Origin of the sequence: Halotalea alkalilenta DSM 17697, assembly GCF_000621205.1 — a bacterium.
Taxonomy (GTDB): Bacteria; Pseudomonadota; Gammaproteobacteria; order Pseudomonadales; family Halomonadaceae; genus Halotalea; species Halotalea alkalilenta.
The window spans coordinates 35,366-50,536 of record NZ_JHYY01000021.1; the positions used below are offsets into that span (position 1 = coordinate 35,366).

12 protein-coding genes are annotated in these 15,171 nt (G+C 65.2%); 7 read left to right on the forward strand and 5 right to left on the reverse strand.

The annotated features are described in order from the left end of the window. Positions 1-37 precede the first annotated feature (37 nt). The 7 genes from Q376_RS0102245 to Q376_RS0102275 all read left to right on the forward strand — a co-directional run bounded on the left by Q376_RS0102245 (position 38) and on the right by Q376_RS0102275 (position 8,505). On the forward strand, positions 38-1,459 hold the full coding sequence (locus Q376_RS0102245) for a M20 family metallopeptidase (RefSeq protein WP_027348924.1): 1,422 nt from the start codon (positions 38-40) through the stop codon (positions 1,457-1,459). 50 nt (positions 1,460-1,509) lie between these two features. After that, on the forward strand, positions 1,510-3,117 hold the full coding sequence (locus tag Q376_RS0102250; RefSeq protein ID WP_027348925.1) for an ABC transporter substrate-binding protein: 1,608 nt from the start codon (positions 1,510-1,512) through the stop codon (positions 3,115-3,117). A gap of 95 nt (positions 3,118-3,212) precedes the next feature. Next, positions 3,213-4,280 carry an ABC transporter permease gene (locus Q376_RS0102255; protein WP_027348926.1) on the forward strand — a complete coding sequence of 356 codons (1,068 nt, stop codon included), beginning with the start codon at positions 3,213-3,215 and terminating at the stop codon, positions 4,278-4,280. A 24-nt stretch (positions 4,281-4,304) separates the two neighbouring features. After that, on the forward strand, positions 4,305-5,219 hold the full coding sequence (gene nikC, locus Q376_RS0102260; protein ID WP_027348927.1) for a nickel transporter permease: 915 nt from the start codon (positions 4,305-4,307) through the stop codon (positions 5,217-5,219). After that, a complete protein-coding gene (locus Q376_RS0102265) occupies positions 5,212-6,081 on the forward strand; it encodes an ABC transporter ATP-binding protein (protein ID WP_027348928.1) in 870 nt (289 codons plus the stop codon). The genes nikC and Q376_RS0102265 overlap by 8 nt, the downstream gene beginning before the upstream one ends. Beyond that, complete coding sequence (locus Q376_RS0102270) at positions 6,081-6,833, forward strand: ABC transporter ATP-binding protein (protein WP_027348929.1); 753 nt, start codon at positions 6,081-6,083, stop codon at positions 6,831-6,833. The genes Q376_RS0102265 and Q376_RS0102270 overlap by 1 nt, the downstream gene beginning before the upstream one ends. A 58-nt stretch (positions 6,834-6,891) precedes the next feature. After that, on the forward strand, positions 6,892-8,505 hold the full coding sequence (locus Q376_RS0102275; protein WP_081803350.1) for an ABC transporter substrate-binding protein: 1,614 nt from the start codon (positions 6,892-6,894) through the stop codon (positions 8,503-8,505). Here Q376_RS0102275 and Q376_RS21130 read toward each other — a convergent pair. The 5 genes from Q376_RS21130 to Q376_RS0102300 form a co-directional block, all read right to left on the reverse strand. Then, on the reverse strand, positions 8,484-9,425 hold the full coding sequence (locus Q376_RS21130; RefSeq protein WP_052364868.1) for a LysR family transcriptional regulator: 942 nt from the start codon (positions 9,423-9,425) through the stop codon (positions 8,484-8,486). The genes Q376_RS0102275 and Q376_RS21130 overlap by 22 nt on opposite strands. Positions 9,426-9,613: 188 nt before the next feature. After that, the gene (gene metK / locus Q376_RS0102285; RefSeq protein ID WP_027348931.1) at positions 9,614-10,834 is read right to left on the reverse strand and encodes a methionine adenosyltransferase; all 1,221 of its coding nucleotides are present in this window, start codon (positions 10,832-10,834) and stop codon (positions 9,614-9,616) included. 219 nt (positions 10,835-11,053) lie between these two features. After that, on the reverse strand, positions 11,054-12,454 hold the full coding sequence (locus Q376_RS0102290) for a GntP family permease (protein WP_052364869.1): 1,401 nt from the start codon (positions 12,452-12,454) through the stop codon (positions 11,054-11,056). Between the two features lie 138 nt (positions 12,455-12,592). After that, entirely contained in the window at positions 12,593-13,543 is a 951-nt protein-coding gene (locus Q376_RS0102295) for a 3-hydroxyacyl-CoA dehydrogenase family protein (protein ID WP_052364870.1), read from the reverse strand. 32 nt (positions 13,544-13,575) lie between these two features. Continuing rightward, complete coding sequence (locus tag Q376_RS0102300) at positions 13,576-14,553, reverse strand: sugar phosphate isomerase/epimerase family protein (protein WP_027348934.1); 978 nt, start codon at positions 14,551-14,553, stop codon at positions 13,576-13,578. Positions 14,554-15,171 lie beyond the last annotated feature (618 nt).

Here is a 15,171-nt window from a genome sequence, read left to right on the forward strand (position 1 = left end):
CGGCCCCTAACCCACCTTTGATCAGGAGTACGACGAGATGGATGCAACCGCACGGGTATGGACGCTGGTCGACGAGAAACGCTCACTGTTCGAGGCGCTCAGCGATCGGGTCTGGGAGACGCCTGAGCTCGCCTACGGCGAATATCGCTCCTGCCTCGAGCACCGCAAGATGCTCGACGCCCAGGGCTTTCGGATCACCGAGGAGGCCGCGGGGATACCCACCGCGCTGGTCGGAGAGGCCGGAGCCGGAGGACCGGTGATCGCCTTCCTCGGCGAGTACGACGCGCTGCCAGGGCTCAGCCAGGCCGCCGGCGTCGCCGAGCCGCGGCCGCTGCCCGGCGACGGCTACGGGCATGGCTGCGGCCACAACATGCTCGGCTCGGCGGCGCTGCTCGCCGCTACCGCGATGAAGGACTACCTCGAAAGCCAAGGCGTGCCGGGCCGGGTGCGCTACTACGGCTGCCCCGCCGAAGAGGGCGGCGCGGCGAAGACCTTCATGGTCCGCGCTGGGCTTTTCGACGACGTCGACATCGCGATCTCCTGGCACCCCGCCTCCTTCACCCGGGTCGACGAGGCGCTGTCGCTGGCCAACACCCGGCTCGACTTCCACTTCGAGGGCCGCGCCGCCCACGCCGCCGCCGCGCCCCACTTGGGCCGAAGCGCCTTGGATGCGGTCGAGCTGATGAACGTGGGCGTCAACTACATGCGCGAGCACATGCCATCGAGCGCCAGGATCCACTACGCGATGCTCGATGCCGGTGGCATCGCCCCCAACGTGGTCCAGGCCAGCGCCAAGGTGCGCTACGCGATCCGCGCGCGCGATCTTGCCGGCATGCGTGCGCTGATCGAGCGGGTCGAGAAGATCGCCCAGGGGGCGGCGCTGATGACCGAGACCCGGGTGGCGTCGAAGGTGGTCAGCGCGGTCTCCAACCTGCTCGGCAACACGCCACTCGAACGCGCCATGCAGCATTGCCTCGAGCGCCTCGGCGGCGTGCCGTTCGACGAAGAAGACTACGATTTCGCCGCCCAGATCCAGGCGACCCTGACCGCGACCGACATCGACAACGACCATGCCCGGGTCGGCCTCGCCCCTTGGCCGCGAGCGCTCCACGACGGCGTGGTGGCGCTCGATGCGCGCGGAGAACCGATGATCGGCTCGACCGATCTCGGCGACGTCAGCTGGGCGGTGCCGACCGTACAGGCGAGGATCGCCACCCACGCGATCGGTACACCAGGCCACTCCTGGCAGATCACCGCCCAAGGGCAGGCGGGCGCCGCTCACAAGGGCCTGGTCCACGCCGCCAAGGCCATGGTCGCGACCGGCCTGGCGGCACTGCTCGACCCCTCGCTGATCGAAGCGGCCAAAGAGGACCATGCCGCCCGGCTCGCGCGCACGCCCTATGCAAGCCCGCTACCCGCCGAGCTCAAGCCCCCGATCCAGCCGCGTCCCGCGGAGTGACCACACCAGCGGGTGTCGCAACGACCACGACGAAACCGAGAGAATCTGCCATGACGCCCCCTTCATCGCGCTACCGTCGGCTGCTCGCCGCTGCCGCCATCGCGCTGGTATCGCCGGTCGTCGCAAGCGCCGCGACTCCGCCGAACACCCTGGTGATGGCCTGGAACATCGATGCGATCAGCACCTTCGATCCGGCCCAGATCGGCGAAGTGGTCACCGACGAAATCCTGCGCAACGCCTGCGATACCCTGGTCGACTTCGACCCCGACGACGCCAGCCATGTGGTGCCGTCGTTGGCACGCTCCTGGTCGCTGTCCGATGACGGCCTGACCCTGACTTTCGACCTGCGCGAAGACATGCGCTTTCCATCCGGCAACCCGGTGAGCGCGAGCGATGTCGCCTGGTCGATGAAGCGCGTGGTCGAGCTCGGCTTCGGCAATGCCGCCACCCTCGAGGAATACGGTTTCACTGCGGACCGCATCGACCAGGCGATCGAGGCCCCCGACGCCCACACCTTGATGCTGCATTTCGATCGCCCCTACCCGCAGGAGCTGATTCTCCAGGCGATCGCCGCCAACCGGGTCGCAAGCGCGCTCGATCGGGAGACGCTGATGGCAGAGGAGGTCGAGGGCGATCTCGGCAACCGCTACCTGACCAACCATACCGAATGCGCAGGGCCCTACCGGCTGCGCCAGTGGAACGCCGGCGAGGCGGTGGTGCTCGAGGCCAACGGCGACTACTGGGGTGAAGCGCCGAAGCTGCCTCAGGTGCTGATCCGCCATGTCGCCGAGGCCGGCACCCAACGCCTGCTGCTGGCGCGAGGCGACGTCGACGTCGCCCGCGACCTGGCTCCGGAGGATCTCAGGAACCTCGACGGCAGCGATGGCATCGAGGTGGTCAAGGCACTCAAACCACAGCTTTTCTACTTAAACCTCAACAACGGCGACCCGATCTTCGCCAATCCCAAGGTACGCCAGGCAATGCGCTACCTGGTCGATTACCAAGGGCTCGCCGACACCGTGATGGCCTACAGCGGCACGCCGCGGGCGAGCTTCGTGCCGCTCGGTTCGTTCGGCGCACTCGACGAGACCGAGGGCCAGCCGTTCAGGCTCGATCTCGACGAGGCCAAGCGGCTGCTGGACGAGGCAGGCTATCCGGACGGCTTCGAGACCCGGCTGATCTTCGGCACCCTGCCCTATTCGGCACCGATCGCCCAGAGCCTGCAGCAGAACGCGGCCAAGGTCGGCGTCAGGATCGAACTCGAACGGATGGCCAACGCCCAGCTGTTCTCGCGCGTGCGCGGGCGGGAGTACCAGTCGGCGATCCAATCCTGGATGACCTCGGTGGCGGACGCTCACGGCATGGCCTCGCGCCTGCTCTACAACCCGGACAACCGGCTCGAGGCGCGCCAGAGCATGTACCCGAGCTGGCGCGCGGCGTACTACTCAGAAGAGGTCAATCAAGAGGTCCAAGCGGCGCTGCTGGAGGCCGACCCCGCCGCGCGCGAAGCCCGCTACCACGCGCTGCAAAGGGAGATGTTCGAGCAGGGCCCGTTCGCGATCCTGTTCCAGATGTACGACGTCGCGGGCAAGCGCGCGGAGCTGCACGACTGGAAAGCGAACGGCTTCAGGGTCTACTACGACCTCGCCAGCAAGTGAACCGGACACCCAACCGACCCACCTCGGGCCGGGTCGCGTCCGGCGGCGATCCCGCCCGGCGCGATACGCGACCGATGAACGTCCAGGAGCACGCCATGAGCGACTCAACGATCAACTCCACCGCGCTCCCGCCGCGCGAGCCCAGCGCGCTGCTCGGCGGATTCAACTGGCTGGCACGCACGCTCGCGACAGTGGCGGCGACGCTGTTCGGGCTGCTGGTGCTGACCTTCTTCATCGGCCGCCTGCTGCCGCTCGATCCAGTGATCGCGATCCTCGGCGACAACGCATCGCAGTCCGCCTACGACGCGATGTATCGACAGCTCGGACTGGACCGGCCGCTGATCGAGCAGTTCGCCACCTACGTGGGACAGGTGGTGCAATTCGACTTCGGCAGGTCGCTGACCTCGGGCAACCCGGTGCTCAGCGATATCGCCCGGGTGTTTCCCGCTACCCTCGAGCTCGCCACCCTGTCGATTTTGATCGCCACTGGATTCGGCATCCCGCTCGGCGTGCTCTCGGCGATGTATCGCGACAGCCCGCTCGACTACATCGTGAGGGTCCTGACCCTGCTGGGCTACTCGGCGCCCAACTTCTGGCTCGGCCTGATGGGCCTGACCCTGTTCTATGCCACCCTCGGCTGGGTCGCCGGACCCGGACGAATCGACTTCGTCTACGAGTACACCCTCACTCCGATCACCGGCTTCCTGCTGATCGATGCCCCTTTGCTCGGCGAGTGGCAGGCATTCGCCAACGCGATCAGCCACATCGTGCTGCCGGCCTCGATCCTCGGCTTCAGCGCCATGGCCTACATCGCGCGAATGACCCGCAGTTTCATGATCGAGCAGCTCAACCAGGAGTACGTGGTCACCGCCAGGGTGAAGGGGCTCTCCTGGGCCAAGACCGTATGGGTACATGCCTTTCGCAACATCGCGGTGCAGGTGATCACCGTGGTCGCACTGTCCTACGCCTTCCTGCTCGAAGGCGCGGTACTGATCGAGACGGTGTTCGCCTGGCCCGGGTTCGGGCGCTACCTGACCAATGCGCTGCTCGCTGGCGACATGAACGCAGTAGTCGGCTGCACCCTGCTGGTCGGGACGATATTCATCGTGCTGAACCTGTGCTGCGACCTGCTCTACCACCTGCTCGATCCACGCACCCGCTGAGCCAGAGGCCAAGGAGGAGACCCGATGTCCCGCACCGACCATCCGACCAGGCTGCGCGCCTGGCTCACCGCCGAGATCGCAGGCTCCAGCCGCCAGGCTCGCGCCCAGCAGCTGTGGCGCGCGCTGTGGCGGCTGCGCTCGAACTTCACTGCGCTATTCGGCCTGGCCATCCTGCTCGCGCTGTTGGCGATGGCGCTGCTGGCGCCGTGGATCGCCACTCACGACATCTACGCCCAGAACCTCGCCAACCGCCTAAAGCCCCCTTCGGCCGAGCATTGGTTCGGCACCGACGAACTCGGCCGGGACATCTTCAGCCGCGTAGTGTTCGGCGCGCGGATCACGCTCTACATCGCCTTGCTCACCGCCGCGATCGTCGCCCCCGTGGGGCTTCTGATCGGCACCGTGGCGGGCTACCTGGGCGGCTGGGTCGACGTTCTGCTGATGCGGGTGGTCGACATCTTCCTCGCCTTCCCCAGCCTGATCCTTGCGCTGGCCTTCGTCGCCGCCCTGGGGCCTGGCATCGAGAATGCGATCATCGCCATAGCGCTGGCCTCCTGGCCGCCGATCGCGCGGCTGGCCCGCGCGGAGACGCTCTCGATCCGCGGCAGCGACTACGTCGCTGCGGTACGGCTGCAGGGCGCCTCGAAGCTTCGGATCGTGATCAACCACATCATGCCGATGTGCATCCCCTCGGTGGTGGTCAGGGTCACCCTCAACATGGCCTCGATCATCCTCACCGCCGCCGGCCTCGGCTTCCTCGGGCTCGGCGCCCAGGCGCCGAGCCCCGAGTGGGGCGCGATGCTCTCCTCCGGACGCGAATTCATGCTGACCAGCTGGTGGCTGGCGGCGATCCCCGGCAGCGCCATCCTGCTCACCAGTCTCGCCTTCAATCTGTTCGGCGACGGCCTGCGCGACCTACTGGACCCCCACCATGACTGAACCCAGCCTGCTCGAGATCGAAGACCTCAAGATCGGCTTTCCGACGCCGCGTGGCTTGCATCAGGTGGTGCGCGGCGTTTCGCTGCGCATCGGCCGCGAGAAGGTCGGCATCGTCGGCGAGTCCGGTTCGGGCAAATCGCAGACCGGCCGCGCGGTCCTCAAGATGACGCCGAAACACGCCCGGATCGAGGCCAAGCGGATGAGCTTCGACGGCATCGATCTGCATGCGGCCAGCGAACGGCAGATGCGCCGGATACGCGGCAATCGCATCTCGATGATCCTCCAGGACCCCAAGTTCTCGCTCAATCCGCTGATCAGGGTCGGCACCCAGGTCAGCGAGGCGTACCGCCTGCACCATCGGATCAACGCCGCGCAGGCGCGTCGGCGGACGCTTGAAATGCTCGAATCGGTGCGTATCCGCGATCCCGAGCGGGTCTACCGGCTCTTTCCCCACGAGCTCTCCGGCGGTATGGGCCAGCGGGTGATGATCGCGATGATGCTGATCTCGGAGCCCGAACTGATCATCGCCGACGAACCGACCTCGGCACTCGACGTCACCGTGCGCCGTCAAGTGATGGAGGTGCTCGGGGAACTGGTGGAACGGCGCGGCGCCGGGCTGATGCTGATCAGCCACGACCTCAACCTGGTCGCCGAATACTGCGACCGGGTGCTGGTGATGTATGCCGGCCGGATCGTCGAAGCGCTGCCGGCCAGGGAACTGCACCAGGCTCGCCACCCTTATACCCGCGGCTTGCTGGAAAGCCTGCCGCGGCTCGACCGCAAGCGCGGGCTGCTGCCGGTGCTGTCGCGCGACCCGGCCTGGCGCGAAGCGCCGTCGCTGCCGCTGGAGGAGATTCGCTGATGAACCAGCAACCCCTGCTCGAAATGGCCTCGCTCGAGATCCACTTCGGCCGCGGACGCGGCCGGGTCAAGGCGATCGAAGAGGTCTCGTTCAAGCTCGCGCGCGGCGGCGCCTATGGGCTGATCGGCGAATCCGGCTGCGGCAAGTCCAGCGTGCTGAGAGCGATCGCCGGGCTCAACGACCACTATGGCGGATCGATCCTGTTCGATGGCCGCGAACTCTCGCCACGCCGCGACAAGCACTGGTTCAAGCGGGTGCAGATGGTGTTCCAGGACCCCTACGCCTCGCTGCACCCGCGCAAGACCGTGGCCAAGGTGCTGCGCGAGCCGCTGCGCATCCATCGATTCAAGGACGAGGAGCGCCGCATCGACCGAGTGCTCGACGAAGTCGGGCTCGGCGCGGCCTTCCGCTATCGCTATCCGCACCAGCTATCGGGAGGCCAGCGCCAGCGGGTCGCCATCGCCCGCGCGCTGGTGATCGAGCCGGAGCTCTTGCTGCTCGATGAGCCCACCTCGGCGCTCGACGTCTCGGTGCAGGCCGAGATTCTCAACCTGCTGGTACGCCTGCGCGCCGAACGGGGCCTCACCTACCTGATGGTCAGCCACGACCTCGCGGTGGTGACCCATCTCTGCGAACGCGTAGGCATGATGCACGCCGGCCGCATCGTCGAGGAGCTCGACGAGGCCGACGTGCGTGCGGGCCATACCCGCGAGGCGTACACCCGCGCCTTCCTGGCCGCCAGCGCGGCCTGACTCGAGCGTCGTTCATCGCCGCGACGAACACAAAAGACAAGCACAAAAAGGAACCATCATGACGCACCTTCACTCAGCCTGTCCTCGCACGATGATCAAGGCCGCCGCGCTCGCCGCCCTGCTCAGCGCAGGCAGTGCCGCGTGGTCGGCGACGCCGCCCGATACCCTGGTGATGGCATGGAACATAGATGCGATCAGCACCTTCGATCCGGCGCAGATCGGCGAAGTGGTGACCAACGAGATCCTGATGAACACCTGTTCGGCGCTGGTCGACTATGACCCGGAGGATGCCACTCGGGTGGTTCCGGCGCTGGCCGAGAGCTGGGAGGTGAACGAGGACGAGCGATCGCTCACCTTCCACCTGCGCGACGGCTTGACCTTTCCCTCCGGCGAGCCGGTGGAGGCCGACGACCTCGCCTGGTCGCTGGCTCGGGTGGTCAAGCTCGGCTTCGGCAACGCCGCCACCCTCGAGGAGTACGGCTTCACCACCGACAACGTCGAGCAGCTGATCACCGCGCCCGACCCGCGCACCCTGGTGATCCGCTTCGATCGCCCCTATCCATCCGAGCTGATGCTCCAGGCGATCGCCGCCAACCGGGTCGCCACCGCGATCGATCGCGATACGGTAATGGCACAGGAAGTCGACGGCGACCTCGGCAACCGCTACCTCACCACCCGTACCGAATGCGCCGGCCCCTATCGGCTGCGCCAGTGGAACGCAGGCGAGGCGGTGGTGCTCGAAGCCAACCCCGGCTGGACTCCGGCGCCCGCGCTTTCGCGCGTACTGATCCGCCATGTCGCCGAGCCCGGCACCCAGCGCCTGCTGCTCTCCCGCGGCGACGTCGACGTCGCCCGCGACCTGACGCCGGAGGATCTCGCCGCAGTCGAGGCCGCGCCCGATCTCGAGATCGACAAAGCGCTGCGACCGCAGCTCTTCTACTGGGGATTCAACAACGACGACCCGATCCTCTCCAACCAGAAGGTGCGCCAGGCTCTGCAGCTACTGGTCGACTACCAAGGCCTCGCCGACACGGTGATGTCCTACAGCGGCATCCCGCGGGCCAGCTTCGTGCCGCTCGAATCGTTCGGCGCGCTCGACCAGAGCGAAGGCCAGCCGTTCAGCCAGGATCTCGACCGGGCGCGGGAGCTGCTCGTCGAAGCAGGCTACCCGGACGGTTTCAGCATGCGGCTGATCTTCGGCACCCTGCCCTACTCGGCGACGGTGGCGCAGAGCCTGCAGAACGCAGCGGCGCAAATCGGCATCGACCTCGAGCTCGAACGGATGGCCAACGCCCAGCTGTTCTCGCGCGTGCGCGGACGCGAGTACCAGATGAGCCTGCAGTCGTGGCAAACCTCGGTAGCCGACGCCCACGGCATGGCCTCTCGGTTGATCTACAACCCGGACAATCGGCTCGAGGCCCGCAATACCATGTACCCGAGCTGGAACTCGGCGTTCTACTCCGAGCAAGCCAACCAGGAGATCGAAGAGGCCCTGTTCGAGACCGACCCCGCCGCGCGCGAACAGCGCTACCACGCGCTGCAGAGGGAAGTGTTCGAGCTCACGCCCAGGGTGGTGCTGTTCCAGACCTACAACATCGTCGGGCTCAACCAGCAGTTGAAGGGATGGCGGTCCAACGGCTTTCGCAGCTACTACACCCTGACCAGCAAGTGATCGCTGCTCTTGCGAGCCGGCAACGCCGAACCGCCGACGATCTCCTCCCATAGCTGCTCGATGCCGCGTCCGAGCGGACGCGGCGAGCGGTAGAGGCGGATCTCGACCTTCTGGTGCCAGTGCGCGTCACCCGCCAGCCCCAGCAGGCCGGCGTCGAGCTCGGTGCGCACCAGGCTCTCGGGCAGCCAGGCGAGCCCGCTGCCCGCCATCACCATGCCCTTCAGCGCACTGCTCATGGTGTTCTCGTACACCGTGACCAGCTCCAACGGCTGGCGTTCGAACAGGCGCACGAGCAGCTGGGCGAAGAAGGCGCCTTGTCGATAGCCGAGGTAGCGAATCGCTCCCTCGGCGTCGATCGGATGGAGCGGCCGCCCCGCCTGGTCGAGGCGCGAGACCGGCACCAGCCACTCCACACCGAGCGACACCGACGGACAGCGCGGCAGGATATCGCCAGGCGCCACCCACGGGTGGGCGTAGGTGAGCATCAGGTCGCTCTCGCCCTCGATCAGGGTGGAGACGGTGCCGGCGAACGATGGGCGAGGATCGCAGAAACGCACCTGCAGCGCAGGATGCCCCTGCTGGAGCCCGGCGAACCAAGGCGGAAAGAAGGTCAGGCAGAGGGTATTGAGCGCGGCGAAATTGATCACGCAGGGCTGGCCGTCATCGATCGACCCGAGCTCGACCCGGGTGCGCTGCAGGGTGGACAGAATCTCGCGCGCCTTGGGCAGGAAGGCGAGCCCCTCGCGGGTCAGGCCCACCGGATGGGTGGTGCGGTCCACCAAGGGAAAGCCGAGGCGCTGTTCGAGCAGCCGGATCCTGCGGCTCAGCGCCGACTGGGTGACGTGGCGCTCGCTGGCCGCGCGGGAAAAATTGAGACAGCGCGCGAGGGTGACGAAGTCTTCGAACCATTTGAGCTCCATGAGGCGCCCCCGGTTTGGTTTGTTGTTGGTGTCTGGTATTCGAAGCGGGTATGAAGGAACAACATACACCATCACCCAGCCGGCTCTACATTCGCCAAGGCTTAGGGCGTGCTAACACGCCCCAGGAAGTATCCACAAAAGAAAACGCCCCGCACGAGGCGAGGCGTCCGGGTCGCGCGGGGCCGCGGCTACAGGCCGGCGCCTTGGCGCAGGGCTTCGACCTTGTCGGTCTTCTCCCACGGGAAGGCGGTGAAGGTCTCGCGCTTGCGCTGGCCGTCGACGTCGATCCACTCGTAGGTGTGTTCGAACGGCTCGCGGCCGAAGTGGCCATAGGCTGCGGTGAGCTGATACATCGGGTGGAGCAGGTCGAGCATGGAGGTGATCGCGAAGGGACGCAGATCGAAGTGCTCGCGAACCAGCTCGATGATCTTCTCGTCGCTGATCTTGCCGGTGTTGAAGGTATTGATCGACACCGAGGTGGGCTCGGCGACGCCGATCGCATAGGAGACCTGGATCTCGCACTTGTCGGCCAGGCCCGCGGCGACCAGGTTCTTGGCCACGTAGCGCCCGGCATAAGCGGCGCTGCGGTCGACCTTGGACGGATCCTTGCCGGAGAACGCGCCGCCGCCATGGCGGGCCATGCCACCGTAGGTGTCGACGATGATCTTGCGTCCAGTCAGACCGCAGTCGCCGACCGGGCCACCGATCACGAACTTGCCGGTCGGGTTGATATGGAACTTGGTCTTCTCGCTCAGCCACTCGGCGGGCAGCACGTCGCGGATGATCAGCTCCTCGACCGCATGGCGCAGCTCGGACTGGGAGATGCTCTCGTCGTGCTGGGTGGAGAGCACCACCGCGTCGACCCCGACCGGCTTGCCGTCTTCGTCGTAGCGGAAGGTGACCTGGCTCTTGGCGTCAGGACGCAGCCAGGCCAGGGTGCCGTTCTTGCGCAGCTCCGACTGGCGCTCGACCAGCCGGTGGGCGTAGTGGATCGGCGCCGGCATGAACGAGGGGGTCTCGTTGGTGGCATAGCCGAACATCAGCCCCTGGTCACCGGCGCCCTGGTCCTCCGGCTTGGAGCGGTCGACGCCCTGGGCGATGTCCACGCTCTGCTTGCCGATCAGGTTGAGTACGCCACAGGTGGCGCCATCGAAGCCGACCTGGGAGGAGGTGTAGCCGATCTCGAGGATCACCTGGCGCACCAGCTCCTCGAGATCGACCCAAGCGCTGGTAGTGATTTCACCTGCGACGATCGCGACACCGGTCTTGACCAGCGTCTCGCAGGCGACACGGGCCTGCTTGTCACGAGCGATCAGCGCATCGAGCACCGCATCGGAGATCTGGTCGGCGATCTTGTCGGGATGGCCTTCGGACACCGACTCGGAGGTGAACAGGGAGTATTCGCTCATTACAGTCTTCGACCCTCGCCTCGTGGTTCGAGCATGTGGGAGTGAGAAGTGGAAGCGACGGCGGCCGAAAACAGCAGCGATCGCCGACGATGGGGAAAAAATTCTACACGCACAGTGAGGGGGTGCCTAGCGTGGCTGCACGCTTAGCTTATGCCCGAAAAAGCGGGCATGGCCTTGGAAAACCAAGCCATGCCCAGCGCATCGGGACGGCCAGGAGGCCTACACGACCAGCGAGAAGAGCAGCCAGACCAGCGCGAAGGACAGGAAGCCGACCGCCGTACCGATCACGGTCCAGGTCTTGAGCGCCACCTTGACGCTAATGCCCAGGAAGCGCGATACCAGCCAGAAACCGGAGTCGTTGACGTGCGAAAAGGTGATCGATCCCGCGGCGATCGCCACCACGATGCAGGCGAGAGCAAACCCTTCCAGCCCGGGATGAGCGGCCACGGCCGGAGCCATCAGGCCCGCCGCGGTGGTCGCAGCGACAGTAGCCGAGCCTTGGGCGACGCGCATGATGATCGCGATCAAAAACGCGGAGAGGATCACTGGCAGGCCAAGTGCGTCCAAGCCATTGGAAAGCGCAGTACCGATGCCGGTGGCGGTCAGCACACCGCCGAACATACCGCCCGCCCCAGTGATCAGGATGATCGAGCACACCGGGCCGAGGCCTTCGTCGACGAGCCGCTCCAGGCGCTCACCGACCGGCCCCTGGGTACGCCTGATCACCAGCAGGTACATGGCCAGCAAAGTGGTGATCAACAGCGCGATGGGAGTGTTGCCGATGAACACCAGCGTATGGAACCACACGCCTTCACCGGCGATGAGGCCGTCGGCGGCGAGCGTGGTCAGCCCGGTATTGAGGAAGATCAGCACCAGCGGCAGCACCAGGACCAGCAGCACGGTGGAAAACGCCGGCGCATTCTCGGTCGCAGCGTCGGGCTGGCCCAGCAGGTCCGGCACTGCGAACGATGGATGCCTATTGGCGAGCAGCAGCGCCAGCCGATAGCCGACCAGATACCAGGTGGGCAAGCCCACCAGCAAGGAGACGACCAGCACCATGCCGACATCGGCCCCGATCAGCCCCGACGCGGCGACCGGCCCTGGATGCGGCGGCACCAGTGCGTGCATGACCAGGAAGGCGCCGGTGGAAGGCAGCGCGTAGCGCAGAATCCCTCCGCCGAGCCGGCGCGCCACCGAATAGATGATCGGCAGCATCACGATGAAGCCCGCATCGAGGAAGATCGGAAACCCGAAGCACAGCGAGGCGACCGATAGCGCGAACGGTGCGCGACGCTCGCCGAACACCTCGAGCAGGCGATTGGCCAGCACGTTGGCGCCGCCGGACACTTCGACCATGCGACCGAGTACAGCGCCGAAGCCGATCAACAAGGCGACATTGCCAAGCGTCCTGCCGAACGGCCCGACCAGCGTGCCGATCAGCTCCTGGACATCGATACCGGCGGCGATCGCGGTCAAGATCGATACGATGATCAAAGCGAAGAAGGCGTGCAGACGCACCCTGATGATCAAGAAAAGCAGCAGGGCGATGGCGCCGACCCCAATCAGGGTCAGCAGCACAGGGGATAAGGTCGTGGTGCTCGCTAGCGCATTACTATCCATGGCTCACCTGGGGTATTGCCTTCGTCGAGGCGTAGTGCGCCAGCGGACGGCGCAAAGCGTCGCCCGAGGCGAGGAAAGTGTGGTTGGGTCAGAGCGCGCCCGGCGTACGAGGAAGCCGAGCGCGGGAAGTACCGCCGTCTAGTCGAGCGGAGCCGGTCCCAGCTCTTCCAGCAGCTGCTTCATCTTGACGTAGGCTTTGTTGCGATAGGCGATCAGCTCGGGGATGCGTTCGGCAGGCACGTTGAGGAAGCCCGCCCCGCTCTTGGTGCCGAGCTTGCCCTGCTGAATCAGCTCGCTGAGCACCTTGGGGGTGGCGAATCGATCGGGGAAATCGCTCTGCAGCGACTTGTAGCAGAAGTTGTAGACGTCGAGCCCCGCCATGTCCGCGATCGCGAACGGACCGAAGAACGGCAGGCGAAAGCCGAAGGTGGTACGCACCAGCGTATCGATCTCTTCCGCCGTCGCCACGCCCTCTTCGAGCAGCTGGGTCGCCTCGTGGAACAGCGCGTACTGCAAGCGGTTGAGGACGAAACCGGTGACGTCCTTGACCGTCGCGGTCTCCTTGCCGGTGGAGCGGACGATCGCGCAGGCCGCTTCGATCGCATCCGGCGAAGTGCCGGCGTGGGGAATGATCTCCACCCCGGGGATGAAAGGCGAAGGATTGGAGAAATGCACGCCGAGGAAGCGCGCGGGATGGGTCACCGCCTGCGCCAGGGCGGCGATCGAGATGGTCGAAGTGTTCGAACCGATGATCGCCTCCGGCTTCGCTGCCGCGCAGATCCGGCGCAGGGTCTCATGCTTGATCTCGAGAACTTCGGGTACTGCCTCCTCGATGAAATCCGCCCCCTCGACCGCCTCTTCGATCGATGCGGCGGCGGAGACGTTACGCTCGATCAGCGCTATCGCACCCTCCGGAAACAGGCCGTCGGCGACGAACTGGCGAGCCTCTTCGACGATTCGCTGGCGATTACGCTCGGTCACCTCGAACGAGACGTCGGCGATCCTCACCTGTGCCCCTGCGATCGCCAGGACCTGGGCGATACCGCCGCCCATGTATCCAGAACCGATGATGGCCACTGTGCGCGTCATGGTGTTCCTCCGAATGTCATGTCGATCGCGGTTCAATCTTGGTTGCCCTGGCGTACCTGGCTCTGGCCGAGCGCGTAGCCGGCTCGCTTGGGCAGGATCTGCTCGCGCAGGTAACGTTGGTTGCTGCTCGACACGCTGAGCCCATCTCCGCCGTAGTGTTCGGTGCAGATCACCCCCTGGAAGCCATTGGCCAGCGCGATCTCGAACGCCTTGCGGTAGCTGATCAAACCGGATTCCAGCGGGGCAGGCATGGCGACGAAGTAGTCGCGGGCGATATCTTCGTCGCGGATGTAGTTCTTGACGTGCCAGTAATTCGAATAAGGCAGGGTTTTCTCGAGCATCTCGACCCAGGATTCGATCGGCCGGTGCAGGCGGATCAGGTTGCCGATGTCGGGATTGAGGCCAACGTTGGGCAGGCCGATATCCTTGACCAGGGCAACGGCCGAATCGGCGGTGCCCAAGTAGGTGTCCTCGTACATTTCAAGCGAGACCAGCAGGCCAAGCTCTTCGGCATGGCGCCCCAGTTCGCGAAGCCGCTCCACCGCCAGTTTCCAGGTCGCCGCGTCGCCCACCGGGTCCTTGTGGCCTTCCACGGTCCAGAACCACAGCTGCGCTTGCTGCTGCGGGGTCAACGCTTGGTGCAGCCCGAACGACACCACCTCGCAACCAAGCGCCGCGGCGGCCTCCAGGGTGCGATGGCTATACGCCAGGTTGTCCTCCCAGCGAGCCTCTTCGATCACGCTGCGACGAATCGCCGAGATCGCCGGGGTCCCCACTCCGGCAGCCCGCGCCGCCGCCTTGAGCTCATCGAGGCGCGCGGCGGACAGATCACCCGGGCGGACCCAGCTGTCGGTGAAATCGACATCGGTGAAACCCGCCTCGCGCGCCTCGGTGAACACCCGCTGCCATGCTTCGGGCTCGGCATCGTTGATGTGGCGTCCTTGTGCATCGACGCCGGGGAACTGCAACAACGCTGCAGTGATCGGCCAGTTATCCGCGGTATAAGCCATGTTCGATTTCACTCCAATTGGCTGGCAGCGCCACTTCCCATATCGCCAGCGGTAGTTCGATGTTCCATGACGGCGAAGACCGCCACGATGATTTGATATTCACGCCGACGGCGTCTCACCGGTCGCCGGCCCATAGCCACCACTCCCCTTGGAGCTCGGTCATTAGGATCGAAATGAATTCAATCTTTTGATCTTGTCTGGTTCAAATGAGCAGAGCCAATATCGCCAATTGGTCATACTTTTATCAATGCATGCATCATAGAACTTTAGTAGATCGCTCCTTGATCCACACTTCAGACAACAAAATTGTCCATTAAAAACAATAAGTTGAAATAACACAGGGACATCAGACCAAGAATAGGGCCGCAATGACGCACTGACCGCCCTGATCGCATCATTCCCATGGCCCAATCAGCCAATGGCGGCCATGACCGGCCATTAGTACCCGACATTGGTATAGGTGTATCGATTAATCATCGAGACGACAGCTATAAAACAAGCGCTACGCCAATTTTCGAGGACCAAAGTCGAATAGGGATATCGTCAGAGCGAGGCGGATACTCGTTGCTCAACATCTGTTCATAAAAGGAACAAATATTTAAAAGCGAATGGCGCAAA

Excerpts from the sequence above, each read along its gene's own strand:
- Q376_RS0102255 (WP_027348926.1), top strand. The coding sequence starts at position 3,213 with ATGAGCGACTCAACGATCAACTCCACCGCGCTCCCGCCGCGCGAGCCC.
- Q376_RS0102275 (WP_081803350.1), top strand. The coding sequence starts at position 6,892 with ATGACGCACCTTCACTCAGCCTGTCCTCGCACGATGATCAAGGCCGCC.
- Q376_RS0102290 (WP_052364869.1), bottom strand. The coding sequence starts at position 12,454 with ATGGATAGTAATGCGCTAGCGAGCACCACGACCTTATCCCCTGTGCTG.
- nikC (WP_027348927.1), top strand. The coding sequence starts at position 4,305 with ATGTCCCGCACCGACCATCCGACCAGGCTGCGCGCCTGGCTCACCGCC.
- Q376_RS0102265 (WP_027348928.1), top strand. The coding sequence starts at position 5,212 with ATGACTGAACCCAGCCTGCTCGAGATCGAAGACCTCAAGATCGGCTTT.
- Q376_RS0102245 (WP_027348924.1), top strand. The coding sequence starts at position 38 with ATGGATGCAACCGCACGGGTATGGACGCTGGTCGACGAGAAACGCTCA.
- Q376_RS0102295 (WP_052364870.1), bottom strand. The coding sequence starts at position 13,543 with ATGACGCGCACAGTGGCCATCATCGGTTCTGGATACATGGGCGGCGGT.
- Q376_RS0102250 (WP_027348925.1), top strand. The coding sequence starts at position 1,510 with ATGACGCCCCCTTCATCGCGCTACCGTCGGCTGCTCGCCGCTGCCGCC.
- Q376_RS0102300 (WP_027348934.1), bottom strand. The coding sequence starts at position 14,553 with ATGGCTTATACCGCGGATAACTGGCCGATCACTGCAGCGTTGTTGCAG.
- Q376_RS0102270 (WP_027348929.1), top strand. The coding sequence starts at position 6,081 with ATGAACCAGCAACCCCTGCTCGAAATGGCCTCGCTCGAGATCCACTTC.
- metK (WP_027348931.1), bottom strand. The coding sequence starts at position 10,834 with ATGAGCGAATACTCCCTGTTCACCTCCGAGTCGGTGTCCGAAGGCCAT.
- Q376_RS21130 (WP_052364868.1), bottom strand. The coding sequence starts at position 9,425 with ATGGAGCTCAAATGGTTCGAAGACTTCGTCACCCTCGCGCGCTGTCTC.